General features: G+C 70.2%; 28 protein-coding genes, 1 tRNA gene and 1 pseudogene. 11 read left to right on the top strand and 19 right to left on the bottom strand.

Going from position 1 to position 24795, the window contains the following annotated elements; genetic code table 11:
- The first annotated feature begins 53 nt into the window (after nt 1-53).
- From ACE3PU_RS03565 to fabB, 3 genes are all read left to right on the top strand, one after another.
- Complete coding sequence (locus ACE3PU_RS03565) at nt 54-638, top strand: SH3 domain-containing protein (protein ID WP_374386709.1); 585 nt, start codon at nt 54-56, stop codon at nt 636-638.
- A gap of 71 nt (nt 639-709) precedes the next feature.
- Nucleotides 710-1243, top strand: a complete 534-nt coding sequence (gene fabA, locus ACE3PU_RS03560) for a 3-hydroxyacyl-[acyl-carrier-protein] dehydratase FabA (RefSeq protein ID WP_374386707.1) — start codon at nt 710-712, stop codon at nt 1241-1243.
- A gap of 70 nt (nt 1244-1313) precedes the next feature.
- The gene (gene fabB / locus ACE3PU_RS03555; protein ID WP_374386704.1) at nt 1314-2531 is read left to right on the top strand and encodes a beta-ketoacyl-ACP synthase I; all 1218 of its coding nucleotides are present in this window, start codon (nt 1314-1316) and stop codon (nt 2529-2531) included.
- Between the two features lie 36 nt (nt 2532-2567).
- Here the strand turns inward: fabB and truA are convergent, their stop codons facing one another.
- On the bottom strand, nt 2568-3311 hold the full coding sequence (gene truA / locus ACE3PU_RS03550; RefSeq protein WP_374386702.1) for a tRNA pseudouridine(38-40) synthase TruA: 744 nt from the start codon (nt 3309-3311) through the stop codon (nt 2568-2570).
- A gap of 13 nt (nt 3312-3324) precedes the next feature.
- On the opposite strand from truA, the gene ACE3PU_RS03545 reads away from it, so the two are divergent.
- Nucleotides 3325-3567 carry a hypothetical protein gene (locus tag ACE3PU_RS03545; protein WP_374386700.1) on the top strand — a complete coding sequence of 81 codons (243 nt, stop codon included), beginning with the start codon at nt 3325-3327 and terminating at the stop codon, nt 3565-3567.
- Here ACE3PU_RS03545 and fmt read toward each other — a convergent pair.
- From fmt to ACE3PU_RS03505, 8 genes are all read right to left on the bottom strand, one after another.
- A complete protein-coding gene (fmt, locus tag ACE3PU_RS03540; RefSeq protein WP_374386698.1) occupies nt 3559-4482 on the bottom strand; it encodes a methionyl-tRNA formyltransferase in 924 nt (307 codons plus the stop codon). The genes ACE3PU_RS03545 and fmt overlap by 9 nt on opposite strands.
- Before the next feature lie 27 nt (nt 4483-4509).
- Entirely contained in the window at nt 4510-4752 is a 243-nt protein-coding gene (locus ACE3PU_RS03535) for a hypothetical protein (RefSeq protein WP_374386696.1), read from the bottom strand.
- A complete protein-coding gene (gene def / locus ACE3PU_RS03530; RefSeq protein ID WP_374386694.1) occupies nt 4752-5327 on the bottom strand; it encodes a peptide deformylase in 576 nt (191 codons plus the stop codon). The genes ACE3PU_RS03535 and def overlap by 1 nt, the downstream gene beginning before the upstream one ends.
- Nucleotides 5328-5397: 70 nt before the next feature.
- On the bottom strand, nt 5398-5811 hold the full coding sequence (locus ACE3PU_RS03525) for an acyl-CoA thioesterase (protein ID WP_374386692.1): 414 nt from the start codon (nt 5809-5811) through the stop codon (nt 5398-5400).
- Nucleotides 5812-5849: 38 nt separating this feature from the next.
- Nucleotides 5850-6416: a hypothetical protein gene (locus ACE3PU_RS03520; RefSeq protein ID WP_374386690.1), complete on the bottom strand. Its 567-nt coding sequence runs from the start codon at nt 6414-6416 to the stop codon at nt 5850-5852.
- Between the two features lie 5 nt (nt 6417-6421).
- A complete protein-coding gene (locus ACE3PU_RS03515; RefSeq protein ID WP_374386689.1) occupies nt 6422-7579 on the bottom strand; it encodes a polysaccharide biosynthesis/export family protein in 1158 nt (385 codons plus the stop codon).
- A 33-nt stretch (nt 7580-7612) separates the two neighbouring features.
- The gene (locus ACE3PU_RS03510; RefSeq protein ID WP_374386687.1) at nt 7613-8896 is read right to left on the bottom strand and encodes a glycosyltransferase family 4 protein; all 1284 of its coding nucleotides are present in this window, start codon (nt 8894-8896) and stop codon (nt 7613-7615) included.
- 2 nt (nt 8897-8898) lie between these two features.
- The gene (locus ACE3PU_RS03505; protein ID WP_374386685.1) at nt 8899-9891 is read right to left on the bottom strand and encodes an SIS domain-containing protein; all 993 of its coding nucleotides are present in this window, start codon (nt 9889-9891) and stop codon (nt 8899-8901) included.
- Nucleotides 9892-10065: 174 nt separating this feature from the next.
- Here ACE3PU_RS03505 and otsB point away from each other — a divergent pair, with 174 nt between their 5' ends.
- From otsB to ACE3PU_RS03490, 3 genes are read left to right on the top strand one after another with little or no spacing between them, the layout of a single operon-like run.
- Nucleotides 10066-10824, top strand: a complete 759-nt coding sequence (gene otsB / locus ACE3PU_RS03500) for a trehalose-phosphatase (protein WP_374386683.1) — start codon at nt 10066-10068, stop codon at nt 10822-10824.
- Nucleotide 10825: 1 nt separating this feature from the next.
- Nucleotides 10826-12610, top strand: a complete 1785-nt coding sequence (locus ACE3PU_RS03495) for a glycoside hydrolase family 15 protein (RefSeq protein ID WP_374386681.1) — start codon at nt 10826-10828, stop codon at nt 12608-12610.
- Between the two features lie 42 nt (nt 12611-12652).
- Nucleotides 12653-14065, top strand: a complete 1413-nt coding sequence (locus ACE3PU_RS03490; RefSeq protein WP_374386679.1) for a trehalose-6-phosphate synthase — start codon at nt 12653-12655, stop codon at nt 14063-14065.
- A 10-nt stretch (nt 14066-14075) separates the two neighbouring features.
- Here ACE3PU_RS03490 and ACE3PU_RS03485 read toward each other — a convergent pair whose 3' ends face one another.
- The 6 genes from ACE3PU_RS03485 to ACE3PU_RS03460 form a co-directional block, all read right to left on the bottom strand.
- Complete coding sequence (locus tag ACE3PU_RS03485; protein WP_374386677.1) at nt 14076-15047, bottom strand: esterase-like activity of phytase family protein; 972 nt, start codon at nt 15045-15047, stop codon at nt 14076-14078.
- Entirely contained in the window at nt 15044-16927 is a 1884-nt protein-coding gene (gene cobT / locus ACE3PU_RS03480) for a cobaltochelatase subunit CobT (protein ID WP_374386675.1), read from the bottom strand. Before cobT ends, ACE3PU_RS03485 begins: the two co-directional genes overlap by 4 nt.
- Before the next feature lie 39 nt (nt 16928-16966).
- A complete protein-coding gene (locus tag ACE3PU_RS03475; protein ID WP_374386673.1) occupies nt 16967-18202 on the bottom strand; it encodes a DUF418 domain-containing protein in 1236 nt (411 codons plus the stop codon).
- Nucleotides 18203-18229: 27 nt separating this feature from the next.
- Nucleotides 18230-18787: a phthalate transporter gene (locus ACE3PU_RS03470; protein ID WP_374386671.1), complete on the bottom strand. Its 558-nt coding sequence runs from the start codon at nt 18785-18787 to the stop codon at nt 18230-18232.
- A complete protein-coding gene (locus ACE3PU_RS03465; protein WP_374386669.1) occupies nt 18784-19665 on the bottom strand; it encodes a 3-hydroxybutyryl-CoA dehydrogenase in 882 nt (293 codons plus the stop codon). Before ACE3PU_RS03465 ends, ACE3PU_RS03470 begins: the two co-directional genes overlap by 4 nt.
- A 102-nt stretch (nt 19666-19767) precedes the next feature.
- Nucleotides 19768-20073 (bottom strand): YggT family protein, encoded by a 306-nt coding sequence (locus ACE3PU_RS03460; protein ID WP_374386667.1) that lies wholly within the window; start codon nt 20071-20073, stop codon nt 19768-19770.
- A gap of 163 nt (nt 20074-20236) precedes the next feature.
- On the opposite strand from ACE3PU_RS03460, the gene ACE3PU_RS03455 reads away from it, so the two are divergent.
- Nucleotides 20237-20312 (top strand) — tRNA-Ala (locus ACE3PU_RS03455).
- 16 nt (nt 20313-20328) lie between these two features.
- Here the strand turns inward: ACE3PU_RS03455 and ACE3PU_RS03450 are convergent.
- A complete protein-coding gene (locus tag ACE3PU_RS03450; protein ID WP_374386665.1) occupies nt 20329-20694 on the bottom strand; it encodes a hypothetical protein in 366 nt (121 codons plus the stop codon).
- A 148-nt stretch (nt 20695-20842) separates the two neighbouring features.
- Here ACE3PU_RS03450 and ACE3PU_RS03445 point away from each other — a divergent pair, with 148 nt between their 5' ends.
- Together ACE3PU_RS03445 and ACE3PU_RS03440 are read left to right on the top strand one after the other, a co-directional pair.
- Nucleotides 20843-21634 (top strand): SDR family oxidoreductase, encoded by a 792-nt coding sequence (locus tag ACE3PU_RS03445; RefSeq protein WP_374386663.1) that lies wholly within the window; start codon nt 20843-20845, stop codon nt 21632-21634.
- Nucleotides 21635-21690: 56 nt separating this feature from the next.
- Nucleotides 21691-22026, top strand: a complete 336-nt coding sequence (locus ACE3PU_RS03440) for a hypothetical protein (RefSeq protein ID WP_374386661.1) — start codon at nt 21691-21693, stop codon at nt 22024-22026.
- Nucleotides 22027-22032: 6 nt separating this feature from the next.
- Here ACE3PU_RS03440 and ACE3PU_RS03435 read toward each other — a convergent pair whose 3' ends face one another.
- Genes ACE3PU_RS03435 through fsa form a run of 3 tightly spaced genes read right to left on the bottom strand, consistent with a single transcriptional unit; the run spans nt 22033 to nt 24351 of the window.
- A complete protein-coding gene (locus ACE3PU_RS03435; protein WP_374386659.1) occupies nt 22033-22977 on the bottom strand; it encodes a tyrosine recombinase XerC in 945 nt (314 codons plus the stop codon).
- Nucleotides 22959-23660, bottom strand: a complete 702-nt coding sequence (locus tag ACE3PU_RS03430; RefSeq protein WP_374386959.1) for a DUF484 family protein — start codon at nt 23658-23660, stop codon at nt 22959-22961. Before ACE3PU_RS03430 ends, ACE3PU_RS03435 begins: the two co-directional genes overlap by 19 nt.
- A 37-nt stretch (nt 23661-23697) precedes the next feature.
- The gene (fsa, locus tag ACE3PU_RS03425; RefSeq protein WP_374386657.1) at nt 23698-24351 is read right to left on the bottom strand and encodes a fructose-6-phosphate aldolase; all 654 of its coding nucleotides are present in this window, start codon (nt 24349-24351) and stop codon (nt 23698-23700) included.
- Nucleotides 24352-24381: 30 nt separating this feature from the next.
- Here fsa and ACE3PU_RS03420 point away from each other — a divergent pair.
- Nucleotides 24382-24795: pseudogene (locus ACE3PU_RS03420) on the top strand (primosomal protein N'); the annotation flags it as partial.

Genomic DNA, 24795 nt, shown 5'->3' with positions numbered 1-24795 from the left:
CGGGCGGCGATTCAACGGGGATCGAAAGCCCGCGTGCGACGGGTCGTGCCTCGGTGTCTAGCAAAGCCGCCTTCATCTTCCAAAGCCTTCGCCGTCGCAGCCTGCGACGGGCGCCGATCCTGGCGGGCGTCCTGGGCCTGGCCGTGATGGCGGGCGCGGGCCAGACCATGCCCGACGGCCGGCCGACGCCGACCGGGCTGGAGGTGCCGCGCTGGATCTCGCTGAAGTCCTCGCACGTCCGCGCGCGGCAGGGGCCGGGCCTGGATTATCCGATCCTGTGGGAATACCGCGCCGCGGGCCTGCCGGTGCAGGTGATCGCCGAGACCACTGAATGGCGCAAGGTCTGCGACCCGGAAGGCGCCGTGGCGTGGATCCACCGCACCGTCTCGTCGGGCCGCCGCTCTGTGTTCAACAACACCGACGCCGAGATCCCCATTCACGCCGGCAAGTCGCAGACCTCGCCGGTCCGGGCGCGGCTGCAGCCCCGTTCCATCGTGTCGCTGGACGAGTGCGAGGACGGCTGGTGCCGGGTGCGGGCCCGGCGTCTGGAGGGCTGGGTCAGCGAGCGTGCGGTCTTCGGCGTCCAGTCGCGGGCGCTGTGCAACGCCAACCGCCCGGCGGGAACCGGCCGGGGCTGAGGCGGCTGTCTGTTGAGCGAAGCGGCGTGGTCGTGTAACCCGCCCGCAACAGCTGACGGAACGGAACCGCCTTGACCCAGTCGAAATACCCCTCGTCCTTCGATCACGAGGCCCTTCTCGCCTCCGGGCGCGGCGAGCTGTTCGGTCCCGGCAACGCCCAGCTGCCCGCCCCGCCGATGCTGATGTTCGACCGGATCACCCAGATCAACGCGGACGGCGGCGCCCACGGCAAGGGCTATGTCGAGGCCGAACTCGACATCCATCCGGACCTCTGGTTCTTCCAGTGCCACTTCATCGGCGACCCGGTGATGCCCGGCTGCCTGGGCCTGGACGCCATGTGGCAGCTGGTCGGCTTCTACCTGGGCTGGATCGGCGGCCCCGGCCGCGGCCGCGCCCTGGGCGTCGGCGACGTCAAGTTCACCGGCCAGGTGACGCCGGACATCAAGAAGGTCGTCTACAAGATCGACCTGAAGCGCGTGATCAATCGCAAACTGGTGATGGGCATCGCCGACGGCGTGCTGGAGGCCGACGGCGAGGTGATCTACACCTGCAATGACATGCGAGTGGGTCTGTTCGGCGCCAAGGATGAAGCAGCCGGCGGCTGAACCCCCATATAGAGCCGCGAACCAGCGGCCGGCTCCGGGAGGAGTCGCTAGCAGCAAGAAGGATTTTCCCATGCGTCGCGTCGTCGTCACCGGCCTTGGCATCGTCTCCTCCATCGGCCACGGCGCCGAAGAGGTCACCCAGTCCCTGCGCGAGGCGCGTTCGGGCGTCGTCCACGCCGCCGATCACGCCAAGTACGGCTTCCGCAGCCAGGTCTGGGCGCCGCCCAAGATCGGTCCGTGGGAGGAGCTGGTCGACCGCCGCGCCGCCCGCTTCCTGGCCAACGGCACGGCCTGGGGGCACATCGCCTTCGAGGAGGCGTTGAAGTCGTCGGGCATGACGGCCGAGGAAATCCGCGACGACCGCATCGGCCTGATCGTGGGCGAGGGCGGCCCCTCGACCCAGGTCATTCTGCAGGCGGCGGCCACCACGGTGGAGAAGGGCTCGCCCAAGCGCGTTGGTCCGTTCGCCGTGCCCAAGGCTATGGCGTCGGGGCCGTCGGCGGTGCTGTCGACCTGGTTCCAGATGCGCGGCCTCAACTATTCGATCAGCTCGGCCTGCGCGACCAGCGCCCACTGCATCGGCGCCGCGGTCGAACAGATCCAGTGGGGCAAGCAGGACGTCGTCTTCGCCGGCGGCTGCGAGGACATCGACTGGTCCATGTCCAACATGTTCGACGCCATGGGCGCCATGTCGTCCGACTTCAACGACACCCCCTCGGTCGCCAGCCGCGCCTATGACAAGGACCGCGACGGCTTTGTCATCGCCGGCGGGGCCGGGATCGTGGTGCTGGAGGAATACGAACGGGCCAAGGCGCGCGGCGCGACCATCTGGGCCGAGGTCACCGGCTATGGCGCCAACGCCGACGGCTATGACATGGTGGCACCGTCGGGCGAGGGCGCCCAGCGCTGCATGAAGATCGCGCTGGAGCAGGCCGGCAATCCCAAGATAGACTATCTGAACCCGCACGGCACCTCGACCCCGGTCGGCGACGCCAAGGAGATGGAGGCGGTGCGCGCGGTGTTCGGCGACGCCATGCCGATGATCTCCTCGACCAAGTCGCTGACGGGCCACTCGCTCGGCGCGGCGGGGGCGCAGGAGGCGATCTACTGCCTGCTGATGATGAAGAACGGCTTCGCAGCCGAGAGCGCCCATATCGAAAACCTCGATCCGGCCTTCGAGGGCATGCCGATCCTGCGCGCGCGCAAGGACGTCGAACTGACCCACGTCATGTCCAACAGCTTCGGCTTCGGCGGCACGAACGGCACGCTGATCCTGTCCAAGGTCTGATCGGACCCTCCTCCCCGGCAGGCGGGGAGGATCGGTTCAATCGTAGCGGACGCCCGACAGATATAGCCCCGCCGAGGGCGCGACCGGGCCGCAGGCGGCGCGGTCGCGGGCGTCCAGCGCCTGTTTCACGTCGTGGGCGGTCCAGCGGCCCAGGCCCACTTCGACCAGGGTTCCGGCCATCGACCGGACCTGGCGATGCAGGAAGCTGCGGGCCTGGAAGACCAGATGCACCTCTTGGCCCAGGCGGGTCACGCGGGCGACGTCCAGCGTCTTGACCGGCGACTTCGACTGGCAGCCCACATCGCGGAAGGTGGTGAAGTCGTGATGGCCGACCAGCACCTGGGCGGCGTGGTGCATGGCCTCGGCGTCCAGCGGCTTCTTGACGTGCCAGACCCGGTCGCGCTCCAGCACGGGCTGGGGCCGGCGATTGAGAATGCGGTACAGATAACCCCGGCCGGTCGCCGAGAACCGCGCGTGCCAGTCGGGATCGGGCGCCGGCTCGGCCGCCAGGATGCAGACATCCTCGCGCACCAGATGGGCGTTCAGGGCGTTCAGGACGGTGTCGGCGGGCCAGGCCCGCGCCAGGTCGGCGTGGATCACCTGCTCCAGGGCGTGGACGCCGGTGTCGGTGCGGCCGGCGGCGGCGATGCGGATGCGCTCGCCCGAAAAGGCCAGGATGGCGGCTTCGATCGCGCCCTGCACGGTCGGCTGGCCGTCCTGGGCCTGGAAGCCGTTGTAGGCCGTGCCGTCGTATTCGATAGTGAGTTTGTACCTAGGCACTCAGGAACTCCACATGGCCGTCATCGATCAGTTTCAGCCGCTCAATAGAGAACGCGATCTAAAGCTGCATCCGACCCACGTCACCGGCCACTACGGCGTGTTCAAGAGAGATGGGCGCGTCTTTTTGCAAATCGACACCCTAGGTTCAGCGGATCGAGCAAAGCCAAATAGCCAAAGCCAAACTTTCCAACTGACCTCTGAGAGTGCGAAAGCGCTTTGGGAAATTCTAGGCCGAGAGTTTAATCTGTCAGCCTAAAATGGTCCCGGCGGGAAGGGCGAAGCCGCGCAGCATCTCGTCCGTCGCCTGGGCCGCCTTGCCCTCGCGCTGGACGCGGAGCAGGCGCACGGCGCCCGCGCCGCAGGCCACCGTCAGGGCGTCGTCCATAACCGCGCCGGGCGCGCCCGAGTCTTCCGCCAGGGCCGACAGCAGGGCCTTGATCCGCACCGGCGCCTGATCGGACGGCGCCTCGAACCAGGCCCCCGGGAAGGGCGACAGGCCGCGAATGCGGGCGTCCACCTCTGTCGCCGGGCGGGTCCAGTCGATGCGCGCCTCGGCAGGGGTGATCTTCTTCGCATAGGTCGGCTCGCCGACCTGTTCGACCGGGGCGACGCCGCCGCGCTCGATAGCCGCCAGGGCGCGGGGCCACAGGCCGGCCCCGACATGGGCCATGCGCTCGGACAGGGAGGCGGCCGTGTCGTCGGCGCGGATGTCCATGACCTCGCTCAACAGGATGGGGCCTTCGTCCAGACCCTCGCTCATCTGCATGATCTGGACGCCGGTCTGGGCGTCGCCGGCCATGATGGCGCGCTGGATCGGCGCGGCGCCCCGCCAGCGCGGCAGCAGCGAGCCATGCAGGTTGAAGCAGCCCAGGCGGGGCGCCTCCAGCACGGCGGGCTTCAGGATCTGGCCGTAGGCGACGACGCAGGCGGCGTCGAGATCCAGGCTCTGGAAGGTGTCGATCGCGTCCTGCGCCTTCAGGCTTTCGGGCGTGAAGACGGGCAGGCCCATGGTCTCGGCGAAGGCGTGGACTGGAGAGGGCGTCAGCTTCTGGCCCCGGCCCTTGGGGCGCGGCGGCTGGGAATAGACGGCGACGATCTCGTGGCCCGAGGCGATCAGCTCGGCCAGGGACGGAACGGCGAATTCGGGGGTACCCATGAAGGCGAGGCGCATGGGCGTGGCTTTAGAGGTTTGGCGCGCCTACTGCCAGCGGGTGAAGACGCCGCCGCCCTCGTCCCACTCGCCGCCGGCGTCCAGGGCGTCGTCGAAATCCAGCAGGCGGTCCAGCAGCAGACCCGCCACCACGCCCAGCAGCGCCACGCCGGCCAAGGTCGCCACGCTGGCCACCCCGACCTTCTGGTTGCGCGTCAGGCGGCGGCGGCCGTTGGTGTCGATGACCAGGGATTGGCCCCGGCGAGGAAGGCGGGCGGTGCGTCGGCTCATCAGGCGGCGATCCTGTCTCGGGCGGCCTTCTTGACCTTGGTCACGGCGCGCTCGCGCTTGAGCCGGGACAGGTGGTCGATGAAGAGCACGCCGTTAAGGTGGTCCATCTCGTGCTGGATGCAGACGGCGTAGAGGCCGGAGGCCTCTTCCTCGACCTGCTGCCCGTCACGGTTCAGGTAGCGAATGCGGACGCGGGCGGGGCGTTCCACCTTGTCGAAATACTCAGGGATCGACAGGCACCCTTCCTCGTAGGTGTAGAGCTCGTCCGACGCCCAGAGGATTTCGGGATTGGCGAAGAAGCGCGGGTTCTTGCGCGCTTCGGCGTTCTCGGCCGCCTCTTCCTCGGTCTCGCAGACCACTCCGTCCTTGTCGCCCAGATCCATCACGATGACGCGGTCCAGCGCGCCGATCTGCACGGCGGCCAGGCCGATGCCGGGCGCGGCGTACATGGTCTCCAGCATGTCGTCCATCAGGGTGCGGACGGCGTCGTCGACCGCGGCGACGGGCTTGGAGACCTGCTTCAGGACCGCCAGGTCGGCGGCGTTGTCGATGGTGAGAATGCGACGGATGGCCATGGCCGGGACGTAGGCCCGCCCCGGCTTCAGGTCAAGATTTCCGACCCTGGAGGTCGGGATTTCCGCCCTCCTACGCCTTGCCGGGCAGGGGGCGGGGCTTGCGGTTCTCGTCGATGGCGACATAGGTGAAGACGCCCTGGGTCACGCGCACCGAGGCGGCCTGCGCCTGGCCGCGCGCCCGCTTCCACGCCTCGACATGAACCCGGATCGAGGTGCGGCCAGAGCCGATCACCTCGGCGTAGATGCTGACCTCGTCGCCGACCGAGACGGGCTGGTGAAAGACCATGCCGTCCAGCGCCACGGTGGCGCAGCGACCGCAGGCCAGTTCGAAGGCGGGGGTGGCGCCGGCCACGTCCATCTGCGCCAGCAGCCAGCCGCCGAAGATGTCGCCCTCGGGGTTGGTGTCCGCCGGCATGGCGATGATGCGCCCGACGGGCTGGGTCGCGGGCGGCTGGCTGGCGGAGGATCGGGCGGCGTCGGTCATGGGAGAAGCGGCTTTCGGGGGGAGGAGAAGCGGGCTGTCTAGCGCGACGAAGCCGCGGCGTCAGCCGATGGTCGCCGACGCTTGCGGCGCGGCGCCTTGGCGGCGTCGGCGTCGGCTGGCCGCGCCGCCAGGATGATTTCCCGATTGGCCCGCCAGGTGGCGCCCAGCTCCATCGCGGTCAACAGGTCGTCGGCGCCCAGCGGCCCCTGGCGCGCCTGGCGAAGCCGCGCGGCCAGCGTCAGCAGGGCCGAGGCGGCGGCCAGATCGGGCCTGTTCGACCGCTCGCCGAGGTTCTCCAGGCGTGCGAAGCGCCAGCCGGCCTCCCGCGGATGGGCCAGGGCGCGCTCGAACCGTTCCTGCGGCGTCAGGTGCTCGGCGATGAAGCGCCAGCGTCGGGCGCGCGGACCGCGTTCGTAATGGCCGGGACGGGTCGGCAGGCCGTGAAGCGCATAGACCTCGCGCGCCGCGGCCTCCATCTCCGACAGGGCCAGCGACAGGGCGTCGGCGCGGGCGGGACGATCCGGCGCAGCGAAGGGGTCGCTGTCGGACAGGGGAGGCCCCGATGTCTCGCCCCGCAAGCGCGGCAGGAGACGCCAGGGCCTCAAGGCCGTCAGTCCACGTTGATCGCGCTGGTCACCGACACATCGTAGATGACGCGCGTGATGCTCTGGACGAACTCGAAGAACTTGCGCGCCTCGGCCGCATTGGCCAGCGGCACATAGACCACGTCTTCCGGCATGATCTGCATGTTGCTGGCCGCAAAGACGTTGGCGGCGTTGTTGAAGTCCAGCTGATAGACGATCGGCACGCCGCGCGGGGTCGCCGGCTGGGTCACGCCCAGCGCCTCGGCCACCTCGGGCCGCTCGAAGCGGAAGACCATCACGCGGCTGGCGTTGGCCGTGTTGGTGTTCAGCCCCGAAACGCGGCTCAAGGCGCCGGCCAGGGTGACGGGGCCGGGCGGCATGTCGACCTGGGCCACTGCGCCCAGGGCGCCGAAGGTGCTGAAGCGGCGGGGCTTGTAGGCGAAGTTGACCAGGTCTCCGGGCTGCAGCCGGACGTTCTCCTCGAACGAGGTCGTCACCACGCCGAGCGGCGCGGCGTAGGTCTCGCCGCCGCGCTGGATGGTGACCATCATGTCGTCGACCGGCCGCTCGGACCCGCCGGCCTCGCCCAGCACGTCCAGCAGGCGGTTGCTGTTGACCGACAGGGGCTTGCGGCCCGGCTGGCGCACGTCGCCCAGGACGGTGACCGAGTTCGAGGCGTTCTGCGCCACGAAGACCGTGATCTGCGGATTGGCCACCTTGCCGGTCAGGGCGCGGCGAATGGCGGCGGCGGCCTGGGGCGGGGTCAGGCCCTGGACCCGCACGGGGCCCGCGAAGGGGATCGACACCGAGCCGGAACGGTCAACGACCTGCGCCGGCAGAGCCTGATTGCCCGACTGGAGGCCGGACCCGGACCCGCCGCCGACGCCGCCGCCGAACAGCGTGCCGCCGGGCTCGATGATCTGGATCTGAAGGCCGTCGCCGACGCCGATCAGGTCCAGCGGCTGGTCGCTCGAGGCGGCCATCAGGGAACCGAAGAATTGCGGCGGCACCGCCTTGATTCGTTCGCTGACCTCGTAATCCAGCTCGACCAGGGCGTAGCCGCCCAGGGCGTCCGGGCTCGTCGCGCCGGAATCCACCGACCGGGCGGAAGGCCCGTCGCGTGGCAGGGTCGAGCAGCCGCCCAGGATGGCGACGATCATCAGCGGCAGGATGGTACGCGTCATGAAAGCCATTCAGCCCCTTGTTCGACGTTTTGCTTACTCGCCTTCGCCACGCGCCGCCAGAGGCGATGACGCACCGAGCCCGACGGCCCGCGCGACGGTGTCGAAGTGATCGCTCCAGCGAGGAGGCTGGAAGGTCGCGACGCCCGCGGGCGGTTCCGACAGGGTCGCGTGTTCAATGGCCTGCAGCCAGCCCAGGCCGTCCAGCGGATCGATCAACTGGGCCTGGGGCGTCAGCTCGCGATGCGGAGGGATGTCGGAGGCGATCAGCGGCGCGCCCAGGGCGCAGGCCTCCACGGCGGGCAGGTCGAAGCCTTCCACCGCCGACGGCGCCAGGACCGCGCGGGCGCCGCGCATAAGCCGCACCAGCGCGCCGTCGGACAGGTTCTCCGCCTGATGCACCACGCCGCGCAGATTGGGCGAGCGCTGGAGGTGATCCAGCACCGTTTCATTCTCCCACCCATAGCGGCCGACCAGCACCAGCGACGGCGTGCGCTCGCCCAGCCGCTCCTCCAGCCGGCGCCACAGGGTCAGCAACTGAGCCAGGTTCTTGCGCGCCTCGATCGTGCCGACGTGGATGAAATAGGGCCGGCTCGCGCGGACCGCGTCGCCGGGGGCGAAGGCCGTCTCGATGCCCAGGTGGGCGACATGGACGGGTGGCGCGGACAGGTTCTCGCGTTCCGCGAAGGCGCTCAGCTCATCGGCGGTGTGTTGCGAGTTGACCAGGATGCTGCTCGCGTGACGAAGGGCGTGCACGACACGGGCGCGATGCTTGTCGGCGTCGCCCGGGCGGCAGAACTCCGGGTGGGTGATCGGAATCAGGTCGTGGATCATCACGACCCGCGCGATCCCCGCCTCCTCCAGCGCCACAAGCGCGTCGGCCTCGTGCAGGGTGGTGTGGCCGACGTTGAGATAGAGGTCCGCCGGCGGCAGCGGCGCGGCGTGGCGCGAGCGGAAGAACTGGCGCAGCACGCGGGGCTTGTCCCGCGCCGGCTTGAGGGCGGCGTCCGGCGGCGGGCAGATCACGGATTCGGCCGGGCGCTGGTCGTGGCTCAGGGCGGCGAGCAGGCGCGCCTCGTGGCGCGCGGCGCCATTGACGGTGCGGCCGTCCCAGCGGGCCCGAAGATTGCGCACGAAGTTCCGGAACCAGGTCTGGTCCACGGCGACCAGCCGACCCTTGCGGCCGCGGACGGGGATCATCACCACGTCCGGCCGCCCCTCCAGCCATTCGGCGTAGGCCAGGCACACGCGATCGACGCCCGTGGGCGCGGTGCGCTCGGCCCGGCTCAGCAGCCGGCTCACGTCGTAGAGAACCCGCATGGTCAGGAGACGTAGCCCGCCTGCATCAGTTCCGCGATGTGGACGATGGCCGTAGGCCGGCCGTCCTCGACCACGAACAGGTTGGCGATCTTGTTGGCGGTCAGCAGGTCGACGACATCGCTCATGCGCGCGTCCGGGTCGACCGTGATCGGGTTCGGGCTCATGATTTCAGCGGCCGTCAGGCCCGTGATGTCCCGCTGGAAGGCGCGGCGGATGTCGCCGTCCGTGACGATGCCGGCCAGCGTTTCGTCGGGATGGAGAACCGCCACCGCGCCCTTGCGGCCCTCGGTGACGGCCGAGACCACTTCGCTGAAGCTGGCGATCAGCGGCACGGCGGCGGGAGCGGCGGCGTTGTCGCCCATCCATTCCCGCACGCTCTGAAGGCTCATGCCCAGCGCCCCGCCCGGATGGTGAAGGCCGAAATCCATGGCGGTGAACCCGCGACGATCCATCAGCACCATGGCCAGGGCGTCGCCCAGCGCCAGGCTCATCAAGGTCGAGGTGGTGGGCGCCAGGCCGTTGGGGCAGGCCTCGGCGACCTTGGGCATGGTCAGGCAGACCGCGGCGTTGCGACCCAGGAAACTGGTCGGGCGCTGGGTGATGGCGATGACCGGGATGCCGTTGCGCTGGCAGAAGAGCAGGGGATCGCGCAGTTCGCGGCTCTCGCCGGAGTTCGACAGGGCCAGGACGGTGACGTCCGGGCGCAGCATGCCCAGGTCGCCGTGGCTCATCTCGGCGGGGTGGACGAAGAAGGCGTTGGTTCCGGTCGACGCCAGGGTCGCGGCGATCTTGCCGCCGATGTGGCCCGACTTGCCCATGCCCGTGACCACGACATAGCCGGGCCGGCTCATGATCACGTCGGCGGCGCGGGCGACCGATACGTCGATGGAGCGCTCCAGCGCCTCCAGCGCCTCGACATTCAGGCGGATCACCTCCCGGGCGCGATCGGTCATGGTGACGATGTCTTCTGGCGAGGACTGGACGATCTCGGTCATTGGCGACAGGCCCGTACGGCGGGCTCTCCTTCTTCGAGTCGCGCGGTCTGCCGCATCCCACGGCTGCGCGCAACGGCTCCCTTTCAGACGATGATGTCGATTCCGCGTCAACCTTTGCCGGGGTGGTGCGTTAGGCTGGTGGGGAAATCATCGAGTCAGAGAGTCTCTCGCTATATGCCGTCTCACGTCGGAACCGCCGATCACATCCTGTCGTCTCCTCCTGCTCGGGCCGATGGCGTCGCCCTGTTCCTCGACATGGACGGCGTCCTGGCGCCCCTGGCGCCGACGCCGGACGCGGTGCGACCCGTCGCCCGCCGCACGGCCGTTCTGAAGGCGCTGGAGACGCGGCTCGAGGGGCGTGTCGCCATCGTCAGCGGCCGCACCATCGCCGAGATCGACCGCATCGCCGACGGGGCCATGACCTCCGCCTCGGGGGTGCACGGGCTGGAGCGTCGGCGTCGCGACGGGTCCATCGAGCGGGGGGCCGCGGACAAGGGCGTGGCCCGGGCGCTGGAAGCCTTCAACGCCTTCGCGGCGGAGCGGCCGGGGATGATCGTGGAAGACAAGGGCGTGGCCGCGGGGCTGCACTACCGCCAGGCGCCGGACCAGGCGGCCGCCGCCGAGGTTCTGGCGCGCCGGCTCAGCGACGAGACGGGGCTGACGCTCCAGCCCGGCCACATGGTGCTGGAGCTCAAGACGCCCGGCGCCACCAAGGGCACGGCCCTGACCGCCTTCATGCGCGAGCCGCCCTTTCAGGGCGCGGCGCCGGTCATGCTGGGCGACGACGTGACGGACGAGGACGGCTTCCGGGCCGCTGCGGCGCTGGGCGGCTATGGAGTGCTGGTGGGGCCTGGGCGGCCGACGGCGGCGCGATACCGGCTGGAAGACGTGGACGCCGTGCTGACCTGGCTCGAAGCCGTGGTGGAGGCCTGACATGAAGCCCAATCTCGACCTCTGGCCCATCGGAAACTGCGCCATCAGCGCCCTGATCGACCGGCAGGGCCGGTTCGTCTGGGCCTGCGCGCCGCGCGTGGACGGCGACCCGGTCTTTTCAGCGCTGATGAACGGCGAAGAGCCCGAGCACGGGTTCTGGGCCATCGAACTCGACGGGCTGAAGCACGTCAGCCAGGCCTATGTCCGCAACACCCCCGTGCTGCGCACCGTCCTGACCGCCGAAGACGGATCGGCGGTCGAGATTCTCGACTTCGCCCCGCGCCATCCCAAGCACTCGCGCACCTACCGGCCGCTGGCGTTCGGGCGCATCGTGCGCCCCCTGGACGGCACGCCGCGGATCCGCGTGCGGCTGAAGCCTTCGGCGGACTGGGGCGCGCGGCCGGCGCCTTACACCTCCGGCTCGAACCATATCCGCTTCCTTTGCCCGGACGTGACGTTCCGCCTGACCACGGACTGTCCGGTTTCGCACGTGCTGAACGCGCGCACATTCAGGCTGGAGCGCGAATACGCCTTCTTCTTCGGTCCCGACGAGGGCTACGACCAGGATGTCGGCCCCGGCGTGCAGGCGGCGCTGGACCGCACCATCGCCTATTGGCAGGACTGGGTCAGGAAGCTGTATCTGCCGCTGGACTGGCAGGAGGCGGTGATCCGCGCGGCCATCACGCTGAAGCTGTGCGCCTATGAGGAGACGGGCGCCATCGTCGCGGCCATGACCACCTCGGTGCCCGAATTCCCCGAGAGCGGCCGGAACTGGGACTATCGCTACTGCTGGATCCGGGACGCCTATTACACCGTGCGGGCGCTGAACCGGCTGGGCGCGGTCGACATCCTGGAGAACTACCTGGTCTATCTGAGGAATCTGGTGGACGACGCGGCCGGCGGCCACGTCCAGCCGGTCTATGGCGTGGGGCTGGAGCCCGGCATCGGCGAGAGCATCATCGACAGCGTCGAGGGTTATCGCGGCATGAAGCCGGTCCGTATCGGCAATCAGGCGCACGAGCATCTGCAGCACGACGTGTACGGCCAGATCGTCCTGCCGCTGGTTCAGGCCTTCTACGATCAGCGGCTGCTGCGTTCGGGCACCGTCGATGACTTCTATGCGCTGGAGAAGGTCGGCGAGCGGGCCTTCGCCATGCACGATCAGACCGACGCCGGTCTGTGGGAGTTCCGCACCATCGCGCGGGTCCATACCTATTCGTCGGTCATGTGCTGGGCCGCCTGCGACCGCCTGGCCAAGGCGGCCAGGCACCTGGGCCTGACCTCGCGCGTCGAATACTGGGCCGGCCGGGCCGATATCATCCGTGAGCGGATCGAGAAGGAGGCCTTCCTGCCAGAAGAGGGCCGGTTCGCCGCCAGCTTCGGCGGAACCGAACTGGACGCCTCGCTGCTGCAGCTGACGGATTTGGGCTTTCTGGATGCGCGCGATCCGCGCCAGGTCGCCACCTTCGACGCCATCGAACGCGACCTAAAGAAGGGGCCGTATCTGTTCCGTTACGTCGAGCCGGACGATTTCGGCGAGCCCGAGACGGCGTTCAACTTCTGCACCTTCTGGTTCATCGAGGCGTTGCACCAGAACGGCCGGGTCGAGGAGGCGCGCACCATCTTCGAGGAGATGTTGAGCCGCCGCACGTCCGCGGGTCTGCTCAGCGAGGACATCGCCCTGGAGGACGGGGAGCTGTGGGGCAACTATCCGCAGACCTATTCCCTGGTCGGCATCATCAATTGCGCCGTGCTGTTGAGCCGTTCGTGGACCGATGTGCGTTAATGTCCGGACCCCGAGGCCGGGGTCGCCGTCTGAAGTGAAGTCATGAGCCGCCTGATCGTCGTTTCCAACCGCGTCTCGGCGCCCGTGGACCCCGCCGCCGGGTCCGCCGGGGGCCTCGCCATGGCCCTTTCCGCCGCCCTCAGGAAATACGACGGCCTCTGGTTCGGGTGGTCGGGCGAGACGGTCGACCACTGGACCGGCGAGGTGAAGATCGAGGACCGGGCCGGCGTCACCGTCGGTCTGGTCGACCTGGAGGCCCAGGACGTCGACGAATACTACAACGGCTACGCCAACAAGACGCTGTGGCCGCTGTTCCACCACCGCATCGACCTGGCGCAGTACGAACGGTCCTACGGAGAGGGATACGAACGGGTGAACCGGCGGTTCGCCGAGGTCCTGGCGCCGCTGATCCAGCCGGACGACATGATCTGGATCCACGACTACCACATGATCCCCATGGCGCGGGACCTGCGCCGGCTGGGCGTTCGCAACCGGATCGGCTTCTTCCTGCACACGCCCTGGCCGGCGCGTCAGCTGCTGGTGACCCTGCCCCACCATCGCCGGCTGGTGGAATCGATGTTCGATTTCGACCTGATCGGCTTCCACACCCAGGAATGGAGCGACCTGTTCACCGACTATGTGGTCAGCGAAGCGCACGGCGAGCTGTTCGGCCACGGCGGGCTGGAGTGTTTCGGGCGCAAGGTCCAGACCGGCGTCTTTCCGATCGGCATCGACGTCGACGGCTTTCTGGCGGCGCGCAATTCCACGCTGGGCGCGCGCACCTACGACCGGATGGCGGCCTCGGCGGTGTTCCGCTCGATGATCGTGGGCGTGGACCGGCTGGACTATTCCAAGGGTCTGGAAGAGCGGCTGCTGGGTTACGAGCAGTTCCTTCAGGACAATGCGTCGATGCGCGGGGAGGTGTTCCTGCTTCAGGTAACGCCCATCTCGCGTGACGACGTGGACAGCTACCAGGACATCCGCGCGCGGCTGGACGCCCTGGCCGGCCGCATCAACGGCGCCTTCGCCGACATGGATTGGCAGCCGATCCGCTATCTGAACCGCACCTATCGCCGCGACCAGCTGGCGGGCATCTACCGGGCCGCCAAGGTCGGGCTGGTCACGCCGCTGCGCGACGGCATGAACCTGGTGGCCAAGGAGTATGTCTGCGCCCAGAACCCGGACGATCCGGGCGTGCTGATCCTGTCGCGGTTCGCGGGCGCGGCCGAACAGATGGGCGAGGCCCTGCTGGTCAATCCCTACAGCCGCGAGGAGCTGTCGGACGCCATCCACAAGGCCCTGACCATGCCGCTGGCCGAGCGTATCCGGAAATGGGAGGCGCTGATGAAGGTGGTGCGCGACACCGACGTGTCGATCTGGCGCGACGACTTCGTCAAGGCGTTGCAGGCGCCGGAAGGCGGCCGACGGGCGACCCAGTGGGCGGGCGCGGCCTGAACCCTAGCCGCTAGCGGATGTCGAAGGCCAGCAGCAGCGTCCGCTGCATGGGATTGAGGTTGTCGTCCGACAGGATGTAGAGCCGCGTCGCGCCGTTCCGCGCCTCTGCAGCCACGCCTTCGAAATTGTCGGTGGTCCCCGGTAGCTTCAGCTCCACGAGAACGGGGCCCAGGGCGCCGTCGCGGCCCATGCGTCGAACCTGCGCGCGGACGTCCAGCGGCGGACGAAAGCGACGCTGCACCGCGAACCAGCCGTCGCCGGACGGATCGCGGTCCAGGCCGGTGGTGCGGAAGTCGCCGTCGGTCACGGGCGTCGACGGGGGCGCGGCGACATTGCAGGCCCGGGTCGTGCAGTCCCAAACGCCGCCGTCCTCGCCCGCCGCGCGCCAGCCGTCGGGCGCCGCGGACAGGCCCTCCATGCCCTCGTTTTCCGTGAACGGATGATCCGGCGACGGGACGGGCGCGGGGCGGTCCCGCAGGGCGGCCAGGGCGCCGTAGTTCCAGATGCGGTGGCGGCGTTCGAAGCTGACCAGCACATCGCCCGACGGCGTGAGGGCCAGGCCTTCAGCGTCGCCGTCCGCCTTGTCCGCGATCGGCGATCCGTCGGTCAGGGTCAGGCGGCGGAATGCAAGGCCGTCCACGCCGACCAGACGGCCGGTCTCGTCCAGCCGCAGCCGCCCGCGCACCAGATCGCCGCCGTCGGATACGGTGACGAATCCGCCGTCCCCCGTCAGCTTCAGGTCCGACAGGCTGTGCAGCGGCGAGGCCGCGTCGGCGACGATCTCGATCCCGCCCGCGAACCGGGCGTTCGGCGCCAGGATCGCGCCGCCGGGCAGGCCCAGCCCGACGCGCTTAAGCTCGGCCGTCGCCGGCGTCCAGCCCGTCGCGATCATCGGCGCGGGACGGGGCGCGCCCAGAGAGGCGGCGCAGGCGGTCAGGCACAGGGCCGCCCAGGCGGCGGCCAGACGCGGCGGACCCCTCACGCGGCCAGCTTCCGCTGCACCCGGCGCGTCGGCCCGGCGGGGCCTTCCTGCTCGAACAGTTCGGCCAGCTTCTCGGTCATGGCGCCGGCCAGCTGCTCCACGTCCACGATGGTCAGGGCCTTGCGGTACCAGCGGGTCACGTCGTGGCCGATGCCGATGGCCAGCAGTTCGACGGGCGACCGGTCCTCGATCTCGGCGATCACCTGGCGCAGATGCTTGTCCAGATAGAGGGCGGCGTTGGCCGACTGGGTCGAGTCGTCGACCGGCGAACCGTCGGAGATGACCATCAGGATGCGCCGCTGCTCCGTGCGGGCCAGCAAGCGGTTGTGCGCCCATTGCAGCGCCTCGCCGTCGATGTTCTCCTTCAGCAGCCCCTCGCGCATCATCAGACCGAGGTTCTTCTTGGCCCGGCGCCACGGCGCGTCGGCAGCCTTGTAGATGATGTGGCGCAGGTCGTTCAGTCGGCCCGGGTTGGCCGGCTTGCCGGCGCTGATCCACGCCTCGCGGGACTGGCCGCCCTTCCAGGCGCGGGTGGTGAAGCCCAGGATCTCGACCTTCACGCCGCAACGCTCCAGCGTGCGCGCCAGGATGTCGGCGCAGACCGCCGCCACCATGATCGGCCGGCCGCGCATGGAGCCGGAGTTGTCCAGCAGCAGGGTCACCACCGTATCCCTGAACGGGCTCTCGCTTTCGGCCTTGAACGACAGGGGCGCCGTCGGGTCGGTGACGATCCGGGTCAGCCGGGCGGTGTCCAGCATCCCTTCTTCCAGATCGAAGATCCACGAGCGGTTCTGCTGGGCCAGCAGCCGACGCTGCAGCTTGTTGGCCAGGCGGGACACCACGCTGGACAGGATCGCCAGCTGGCTGTCCAGCAGGCCGCGCAGCCGGTCCAGCTCCATCGGGTCGCACAGGTCCGCGGCGTCCACGACCTCGTCATAGGCGGTGGTGAAGACGCGGTAGAAGTCGGTCGCACGGCCGTCGTCGGCGGTCTGCTGGCGATTGGGCTGTTCGCCCTCCTGCAGTTCGGGGCCGTCGTCGGACGCCTCGCCGTTCGGATCGGCGGGGGCGCCCTCGGGCCGCGCCTCGCGCTCGTCCTCGGCGGTCTGATCGTCGGCGTCGCCCTCCATCGACTGCGCGCCTTCGCCGCCGTCATCTTCCTCCTCCTGGTCCTGGTCGTCGTCCGCCGCCGGATCCTGGGGATCGGGCTGGTCCTCGCCCGAGTCCTCGGACGCGTCGTCGCCCTTGCCGTCGCCGGGGTCGAGATCCAGGGCGCGCAGCACCTCGCGCAGCTTGACGGCGAAGGCGGCCTGGTCGGCGGCCGCGGCGGCCAGGGCGTCCAGGCGCGCGCCGGCCTTCGCCTCCAGATCGGCGCGCACCAGGTCCAGCATGGTCCCCGCGCCATCGGGGGTGGGACGGCCCGTCAACCGTTCGCGCACCAGCAGGCCTACGGCCTCGGCCAGCGGCACGCGGCTGGGCTCGGCGGCGCGCAGGGCGCCGGTCTTTTCAAGACGGGTGAGCAGGGCCGCGTCCAGATTGCCGCGCACGCCGGCCAGGAACTCCGAGCCCGCCGCCTCGACCCGCGCCTGTTCGGCGGCGTCGAAGACGTCGGCGGCCTGGGCGTCGGCGGGGCGCAGGCGTCGGTCGGTCGCCTCGTCGTGATTGGCCAGGCGCAGGGCCAGCCGGTCGGCCTGGCCGCGGAGACTGGCGCTTTCGGGCCCGGACGGATCGCGCGGCGGATGGGGCAGGGTCAGGACGCCGCCGGCCACCCGCGGCCCGTCCGAGCCGAACACCACCTCAAGCTCGGGCTGCTCGGCCAAGGCGCGCGCGGCGTGGCCAAGCGCGCGCTTGAAGGCTTCGGCGGGCGTGTCGGGGGCGGCCATGGCCTCCAGTTAGTCGTTTCGCAGGCGCGGGAAAAGCGCTCAGCCGGCTTTTCGCAGCGGCAGGGGACGGCCATAGGTCAGGCGGCGCCACACCCACTCCACCGGCCCCATGCGAAAACGCGACAGCCACAGCGGCGACCAGGCCAGCTGCAGGACCCAGACCGCGACGACCACGCCCCACAGCTGGACGTAGTCGACCTGGCCGAACAGGCGCGGGCCCCAGGGCATGTAGAAGATCGACGTCATGATCAGCGTCTGGGCCAGATAGTTGGTCAGCGCCATCCGTCCCACCGGCCGCAGCGGCGCGAGCAGCCAGCCGCCGCCGCGCGACGCCGTCAGGATGACCAGGCTGGCGTAGCCCAGGGTGATGACGACCGGATAGGCCGCCAGCGCGCCGGCCGTTCCGCCGGTCGCCAGGCGGGCGTCGCCCGCGGGTGCGGTCAGCTCTCGCCACTCCAGCGGCCCCAGCAGCGCCAGCCAAGCGCCGGCCAGCGCGATCAGCGCCAGATAAAGACCCGTCGGCGCGCGACCGCTGAGGAAGCCGGATTTGAACAGCCCCATGCCCAGCATCATCAGCGGCACGGTCGAGAAGACGAAGACCGTCAGGCTCATGCCCTGCATCATCAGCCAGGCGACCAGGTTCTGGCCCATCGCGCCGGCCCAGCCGCTGCGATAGGCGGCGATCGACTGGCGCACCATGTCGGCGCTGAACTGCGACTGGCCGAACTCGCGCGTGACGGCCTCGGGCCCGTGGGCGGCGAACAGGGTCATTCCCGCCTGTAGGCTGGCCAGAAGCAGGGTCAGCCCCAGGCCCAGGCCGATCAGCCGCCGCGCCGGCATCGACCGCATCAGAGACACGAACAAGCCGGCCCAGGCGTAGAGCAACAGCACGTCGCCGTACCAGAAGCCCAGGCCGTGGATCAGGGCGATGGCGGCCAGCCACAGCAGCCGCCGTTTCAGCAGGGCGCCGCGCGCCGCATCGCCCCGCTCGCCGCCGACCAGATAGATCGATGCGCCGAACAGCATGGCGAACAGGGTGATGAACTTCTGCTGGAAGAAGACCTCGACCGTCCAGCGCGCGACGGCGTTGGCCCCGTCGACCGGAAACGGGCTCAGCGCCGGATCGTCATAGACCATCAGGGGCAGGGAGAAGGCGGCGGCGTTGACCGCGAGTATGCCCAGAACCGCCAGCCCGCGCAGGGCGTCCAGCGCGGCGATGCGGTCGCTGGCCTCGACCGGGGCCAGTGGCGGCGAAGCGGCGCTGTGGTCGGTCATCCGCGTCGTTCCCCCGTGGCGTCGGCTTCAGGCCCTGGGCATCAGCCCCAGCCGGTCCTTGACCGTCGGCTTGGCCTCGAAGGCGATGAAGGCGGCGCAAAGGCCGGCCCACAGGCCGTAGCTGACGCCGCCGGCGATGGTGATCGGCAGGAAGCCCACGCCGAAGATCAGCAGGGTCGTCTCCGAGGCGCCCAGCGCCTGAAGGAAGCCGCCCGCCTCGAACCAGCCCGCCACCATCAAGGCCAGAGCCATCACCACCTGAAGCGTGCCGGCCAGCAGTCCGCCGAACAGCATGAAGCGCCAGATCACGCCCAGTCGCGTCGCCGGCCGCCCGCTGCGCGCCCGCTCGACCGAGATGCGCCACAGGCCGGCGGGCACGGCGATCAGGCCGATGATCAGCACCATCAGCCGCCAGTCCAGCTCGCGCCCCGGCGTCCAGGAGCTGGGCGGCCAGAAGGGCAGGGTCAGGATCAGCGGCGGCCAGGCCGCGCCGGCGAAGGCCGCCATCGCCGGCCAGGCCGGGGCGGGCCGCGCGAAGATGCGCGCCTGGCCGGGCAGATCCTCGTAGCGTTCGACCGGGTTCATCGCGTCGGAACCGGCGTGTCGCCGGAATAGTCGTAGAAGCCGCGTCCGCTCTTGCGGCCCAGCCAGCCCGCCTCGACGTACTTCACCAGCAGCGGGCAGGGGCGATACTTGCTGTCCGCCAACCCGTCGTAGAGCACGTTCATGATGGCCAGCACGACATCCAGCCCCATGAAGTCGGCCAGCTCCAGCGGCCCCATCGGATGGTTGGCCCCCAGACGCAGCGCCTTGTCGATGGAAGCGACGTTCCCCACCCCCTCGTACAGGGTGTAGATCGCCTCGTTCATCATCGGCACCAGGATGCGGTTGACGATGAAGGCGGGGAAATCCTCGGCGTCGGTGGTGGTCTTGCCAAGGCTCTCGGCGAAGGCGACGGCCGCCGAATGCGTCTCGGCCGATGTGGCGATGCCGCGGATGATCTCGACCAGCTTCATCACCGGCGCCGGCTTCATGAAGTGCAGGCCGATGAAGCGGTCGGGCCGGTCGGTCGACGACGCCAGCCGGGTGATCGAGATGGACGAGGTGTTGGTGGCCAAGAGCGCGTTCGGCCCCAGGTGCGGCAGGACCTCCGCGTAGACGGTCTTCTTGACCGCCTCGTCCTCGACGGCGGCCTCGATGACCAGGTCGGCGCCGGTCACCGCCTCGGCGATGGTCCTGGCGGCGGCGACGCGGCCCAGGGCGGCGTCGGCGTCAGCCTGGCTGGTCGCGCCGCGCCCGACGCCGCGCGCCAGGCTGGCGGCGATCTGACCCTGGGCCAGCGGCAATTGCTTCGCCGCGACGTCGTAGAGCCGGACCGAATAGCCGCCCAGCGCCACCGTCTGGGCGATGCCTGCGCCCATCTGTCCGGCGCCCAGGACGGCGACTGTGGTGATCGTGCTCATGAACCGTGGTCTGAAATGGTCGGGCGGGCACCTTAGGAAGGTCCGGGCGCGGCGCAAGGGCCTTCGACGCGGAACCGTCAGAATCCGACCCGCCGTGGCGCCTCAGCCCAGCATGCCGACCAGGGCGGGCGCCGCGGCGCGGTTGAACAGCACGCTGGCGAACTGCAGCAGCAGGATGACCACGATCGGCGAGATGTCGATGCCGCCCAGCGACGGGATGATGCGGCGGAACGGCTCCAGCAGCGGCCGGGTGATCTGGTCCAGGAAGGCGCCGACCGAATGGACGAAGCGGTTGCGGTAGTTGATCACGTCGAACGCGACCAGCCAGCTGAGGATGGCCTGGGCGATGATGAACCAGATCATCAGACTGATGACGGCGTTGACCAGCCAGACGATGGCGAAGCCCATGGACATTCCTCCGTTGCGCGAACCCGGCTTCTAGACTGTCGGGCGGCCCGGTCGCAACGGCCCCCTCGCGCCCTGCGCCGATTGCGCGCACAAGGCCGTTGACACCAGGCCCGGCGCCCGCCTATGTCGCGCCCTCGCCTGGGGCCCGATCCAGACTGGAAACGGGGCCGTAGCTCAGTTGGTAGAGCGCGTCGTTCGCAATGACGAGGTCAGGGGTTCGACTCCCCTCGGCTCCACCAGGCGTCTTCCGAAATCCTACTTCAGCGCGATGTAGCCGCGCTCGACCATACGGCGCAGGGCGTCGTAGGCCTCGACCAGTTCCTCGAAGGCGGTGCGGGCGGCGGTCAGGCGGGCGGTCTGGTCGGGCGTGACCGGAGAGCCCGAGTGCGCCAGGCGCAGGGCTTCGGCCGCCCATTTGGCGCGGGCCGTGGCGGTCAGCACGGCCAGCTTCTGCAACGAGGCCGCGTCCAGGCCGCTCAGCGACTGGCCGACCACCTCCTTGTTGGCGATGTAGGCGGCGTAGTCGATCTGCTCCAGCTGGCCGCGGAGGCGGCGCTGCTCCTGGGGATCGGTGTCCTGCGGCTCGAAATGATCGCTGTAGCGGCGGACGCTCGAAGTCATCTTGATCGACACGACGCGCGGCCCTCCCGGCCTGTCACACGGCGCTGACGGCCGCATGAGGTCGAAAGGTGCGCCGCGCCGGTTAACGGGTCGTTGCGCGCGGGCCTTGCGCGGCCGATATCTGCCGGACCGACGAGGGAGAACGCCAATGGACCTGAAACTTGACGGCAAGCGCGCCCTGGTCTGCGGGGGCTCCAGCGGCCTGGGACGGGCCGTGGCGACGGCCCTGGTCGCGGAGGGGGCGCACGTCGCCCTGCTGTCGCGCGACGCCGAAAAGCTTCAGGCCGTGGCCGACGTCCTGAACGCCGCCGGGCCCGGCCGCGCCGTCTTCGTCACGGCGGACCTGGCCGATCATGAGGCGCTGCTGAAGGCCGTCGATCTGGCCGAGGAACGGCTGGGCGGGCCTATCGAGATCCTTCTGAACAACACGGGCGGGCCGCCTCCGTCGGGGGTGTCGAACCTGGAGCCGCAGGTCTGGCGCGACCATTTCGAATCCATGGTGCTGTCGGTGTTCCGGCTGACCGATCGCGTCCTGCCGCGCATGCGGGCCGAGGGCTGGGGGCGGATCCTGAACGTCGCCTCGGTCACGGTGCTGGAGCCGTCGCCCGCCCTGGGCGTGTCGAACACCCTGCGCGCCTCCATCGCGGCCTGGGCCAAGACCCTGGCGAACGAGGTGGCCGCAGACGGGGTGACGGTCAACACCCTGCTGCCCGGGCGCATCGACACGCCGCGCATCGAGCGGCTGGACCGGATGGCGGCGGAGAGGGCAGGGGTGACGCCGGCGCAGGCGCGGGCCGAGTCGATCAAGACCATCCCGGTCGGCCGGATCGGGACGCCGGAGGAGTTCGGCGCGACCGCCGCCTTCCTGGCCAGTCCGCTGGCGGCCTATGTCACCGGCTCGCTGATCCGGCTGGACGGCGGGGCGGTGAAGGCGATCTGACTGGCCAATCCGGGGTTGCGGGCGTATTCTGCCGCCGTGTTTCGGAGGATGACGCCATGCTGACGCTTCTGATGCTGAGCCTGCTGGGCGAACCGGCGACGATGCCGAACATGGGCGCGACGCCGAGCCGTTGCGATCCCGGCGTGCTGCGGGCGGAGTTCCCGTCGCAGCGCCGCCTGAGGACGATCCAGGCCCCGGACCTGCTGGACCGCTCGGCCCAGCCGCAGGAGGTGCGGCGGTATCTGCTGCTGGATCGGCGCGACGAGAACAACTGTCCCCTGCCGATCAGCTTCCCGGTTCACGGACAGCCCCACGCGCTGGGTCGCGAACTGGGCCGCGAGAGCCCGCCCTTGTCGACAGTCCCGCCGCCCCCCGCCGCGCCGGCCGACTGAGCGGCTTCAGGCGCGCGGATGGGCCGCCGCATAGGCGCCGAGAAGGCGCTCGGCGTCGACGCCGGTGTATTTCTGGGTGGTCGACAGGCTGGCGTGGCCCAGCAGTTCCTGGATCGAGCGCAGGTCGGCGCCGGCGTCCAGCAGATGGGTGGCGAAGCTGTGGCGCAGGGCGTGGGGCGTGGTGCGTTCCGGCAGGCCCAGCCGGCCGCGCAGGCGCTGGACCGAGGCCTGGACATGGCGCGGGCTCAGCGGTCCGCCGCGACGGGCGCGGAACAGGGCGTCGGACGGCTGAAGCGGAAAGGGCTGCAGGGCGAGGTAGGCGTCCACGGCCGCGCGCACGGCGGGCAGCACCGGGACCAGTCGGGTCTTCGACCCCTTGCCGACGATGCGCAGCGCATCCGGGATCGGCGCATCGGCGCGTGTCAGGGACAGGGCCTCCGAAATGCGAAGGCCGCAGCCGTAGAGCAGGGTCAGGACGGCGCGGTCGCGCGCGGCCTCCCACGGATCGGCGTCCGGATCGGCGTCGGGTTCGGCCAGCAGGCCCCGCGCCTGATCCTCGGTGACGGGACGGGGCAGCGACGGCTTGACGCGCGGGCCGCGCACCAGGGCCAACTGCGGGGCGGGGGTGTCCAGCCGCCGGTCGAGGAAGGCGTGAAAGCCCCGGATCGCCGACAGGCTCTGGCTCAGCGACCGGGCGCCCAGCGGATTGTCGCCAGAGCGGCGCTCGGCCATGTGGGCGCGCACCTCGGCGGCGGTGATCGCGCCCAGGTCCGCCAGCGACAGGGCCTCGCCGCGGTGGCGCTCGAGGAAGGCGAGGTACAGCCGACCGATGTGGCCGTAGGCTTCCAGGGTGCGGGGCGACAGACGACGCTCGTGCGCCAGATGCTCGATCCAGGCGGAGAGGGCGTCCGACGCCGTCAGTCGAGCGCCCTTCAGTTCAGCACGGGCCATCGCTCGGCCATGCGTTCGACGACGCGCGCCAGGAAGGCGGCCAGTTCGCAGCCCATGGCGGGGGTGAAACCCTCGGGCTCCAGCGAGCCGAAGGCGCACAGGGCCGGACGCGGCGGCTCGCCCGGCGTCAGGCAGGGCGCCATGCGGATCAGGGCGACGGACTGCACCTGGTCGGCGGCGGCGCCGAACAGGTCCAGGCCTTCGAAGGCGGGCCCCAGCCAGGCCAGGCCGTGTTCGCCCAGCAGGTCGTCGACGCCGCCGCTTTCCAGCGCGCGCCAGCCGAAGGGCACGCCGCCGGGCTTCTCCAGGGCGATGGCGGCGCCGGCCAGGCCAAAGCGGGCCTGGGCCGCGGCGTCCAGGCGACGCGCCAGGTCGGAGTGATTGCGCGCCTCCATCAGGTCCAGGGTCGCGACGTGCGTCTGGGTCTGGGCGGCGAAGTTCGCGCGGGCGATCATCTCCAGTTCGCGCCGGGCGCCGGCCTCGCGCTCGGCGACCGCCTCCACCCGCGTCAGGGCGGCGGCGCCGAAGTCGACGACGTTGCGGCCGTGCGGGCGAAGGCCCACTTCCTCCAGCAGGGAGCGGTCGTCCAGCAGGGTCTGGGGGTGCGCCTGAAGCCAGGCGCGCACGTCCGGCCAGTGAAGCGCGGAGGTTGCGTCCGTTTCCGACGCCGCGAAAAGGTCCAATGAGCCGCTCAACAGACCTCTCCGGAGATGCGCGGTGTTACAGGATAGACTGCCCGGTCTTGCCCCAGTCAGCCATGAAGGCATCAAGCCCCCTGTCGGTTAACGGGTGCTTTACCAGGGCCTTGAAGGTGTCGGCGCCGAAGGTGGCGGCGTCCGATCCGGCCACGGCCGCCGCAGCGACGTGGTTCACGTTGCGCAGCGAGGCGGCCAGAATCTGGGTCTCGAAGCCGTGGACGTCGTACAGGACGCGGATTTCCTCCAGCAGGGCGATGCCGTCCGCGCCGTTGTCCTCGAGCCGGCCGACGAAGGGCGAGACGAAGGTCGCGCCGGCCTTGGCGGCCATCAGGGCCTGGGCGGCCGAGAAGCACAGGGTGACGTTGGTCTTGATTCCCTTGTCGGTGAAGACGCGGCAGGCGCGCAGGCCGTCCCAGGTCAGCGGCAGCTTCACCACCACGTTCGGGGCGATGGCGGCCAGCTTGTCGCCTTCCTTCACCATGGTCTCGAAATCGAGCGAGACGGCCTCGGCGGAGATCGGGCCCTCGACCAGGGCGCAGATTTCGGCGATGACCTCGGCGATGTTCCGACCCGACTTGGCGATCAGCGACGGATTGGTGGTGACGCCGTCCACCATGCCCGTGGGGACCAGGTCCTTGATGACGGCGACGTCTGCGGTGTCGAGAAAGAGTTTCATGGACGGCGTCATAGCCGAGGGCGCGGTTCGGTGAAAGTCGCCTCGGTCCTGATTCCCCTGCCGGTGCCGGAGGCGTTCGACTACGCCGTGCCCGACGACATGGTCGTGGCGCGCGGAGACCAGGTGGCCGTGCCGCTGGGGCCCCGGCTGATGCGCGGCATCGTCTCGGAGGTGTTCGAGACGACGGGCTCCAATCGCCGGCTGAAGGCGGTGGAGGCCCTGCTGGACGACCCGGCCCTGCCGCCCTCCACCGTCGACTTCGTGGAATGGGCCGGACGCTGGACCCTGTCGGCGCCGGGCGAAATGGCCGCCACGGCCCTGAAGGGCTTGCGCGCGCCCCGTCCCCGCCCGGAACGGAAGGTGCGCCGCGTGGGCGATCGCGAACCGGCGCGCGCGACGCCGGCGCGGACGGCGGTGCTGGAGGCGCTGGGCGCGGGCGCGGCG

The sequence above is a fragment of the Brevundimonas sp. genome (genome assembly GCF_041911375.1).
GTDB lineage: Bacteria > Pseudomonadota > Alphaproteobacteria > Caulobacterales > Caulobacteraceae > Brevundimonas.
Note: the sequence above shows the minus strand (reverse complement) of the source record. Positions and strands in the feature narration are given on the sequence as shown.

Coding starts and splice junctions, on each gene's coding strand:
- fabB (WP_374386704.1), top strand. CDS start 1,314: ATGCGTCGCGTCGTCGTCACCGGCCTTGGCATCGTCTCCTCCATCGGC.
- ACE3PU_RS03545 (WP_374386700.1), top strand. CDS start 3,325: ATGGCCGTCATCGATCAGTTTCAGCCGCTCAATAGAGAACGCGATCTA.
- fmt (WP_374386698.1), bottom strand. CDS start 4,482: ATGCGCCTCGCCTTCATGGGTACCCCCGAATTCGCCGTTCCGTCCCTG.
- ACE3PU_RS03535 (WP_374386696.1), bottom strand. CDS start 4,752: ATGAGCCGACGCACCGCCCGCCTTCCTCGCCGGGGCCAATCCCTGGTC.
- def (WP_374386694.1), bottom strand. CDS start 5,327: ATGGCCATCCGTCGCATTCTCACCATCGACAACGCCGCCGACCTGGCG.
- ACE3PU_RS03525 (WP_374386692.1), bottom strand. CDS start 5,811: ATGACCGACGCCGCCCGATCCTCCGCCAGCCAGCCGCCCGCGACCCAG.
- ACE3PU_RS03515 (WP_374386689.1), bottom strand. CDS start 7,579: ATGACGCGTACCATCCTGCCGCTGATGATCGTCGCCATCCTGGGCGGC.
- ACE3PU_RS03510 (WP_374386687.1), bottom strand. CDS start 8,896: ATGCGGGTTCTCTACGACGTGAGCCGGCTGCTGAGCCGGGCCGAGCGC.
- ACE3PU_RS03505 (WP_374386685.1), bottom strand. CDS start 9,891: ATGACCGAGATCGTCCAGTCCTCGCCAGAAGACATCGTCACCATGACC.
- otsB (WP_374386683.1), top strand. CDS start 10,066: ATGCCGTCTCACGTCGGAACCGCCGATCACATCCTGTCGTCTCCTCCT.
- ACE3PU_RS03495 (WP_374386681.1), top strand. CDS start 10,826: ATGAAGCCCAATCTCGACCTCTGGCCCATCGGAAACTGCGCCATCAGC.
- ACE3PU_RS03490 (WP_374386679.1), top strand. CDS start 12,653: ATGAGCCGCCTGATCGTCGTTTCCAACCGCGTCTCGGCGCCCGTGGAC.
- cobT (WP_374386675.1), bottom strand. CDS start 16,927: ATGGCCGCCCCCGACACGCCCGCCGAAGCCTTCAAGCGCGCGCTTGGC.
- ACE3PU_RS03475 (WP_374386673.1), bottom strand. CDS start 18,202: ATGACCGACCACAGCGCCGCTTCGCCGCCACTGGCCCCGGTCGAGGCC.
- ACE3PU_RS03470 (WP_374386671.1), bottom strand. CDS start 18,787: ATGAACCCGGTCGAACGCTACGAGGATCTGCCCGGCCAGGCGCGCATC.
- ACE3PU_RS03465 (WP_374386669.1), bottom strand. CDS start 19,665: ATGAGCACGATCACCACAGTCGCCGTCCTGGGCGCCGGACAGATGGGC.
- ACE3PU_RS03460 (WP_374386667.1), bottom strand. CDS start 20,073: ATGGGCTTCGCCATCGTCTGGCTGGTCAACGCCGTCATCAGTCTGATG.
- ACE3PU_RS03450 (WP_374386665.1), bottom strand. CDS start 20,694: ATGACTTCGAGCGTCCGCCGCTACAGCGATCATTTCGAGCCGCAGGAC.
- ACE3PU_RS03445 (WP_374386663.1), top strand. CDS start 20,843: ATGGACCTGAAACTTGACGGCAAGCGCGCCCTGGTCTGCGGGGGCTCC.
- ACE3PU_RS03440 (WP_374386661.1), top strand. CDS start 21,691: ATGCTGACGCTTCTGATGCTGAGCCTGCTGGGCGAACCGGCGACGATG.
- ACE3PU_RS03435 (WP_374386659.1), bottom strand. CDS start 22,977: ATGGCCCGTGCTGAACTGAAGGGCGCTCGACTGACGGCGTCGGACGCC.
- fsa (WP_374386657.1), bottom strand. CDS start 24,351: ATGAAACTCTTTCTCGACACCGCAGACGTCGCCGTCATCAAGGACCTG.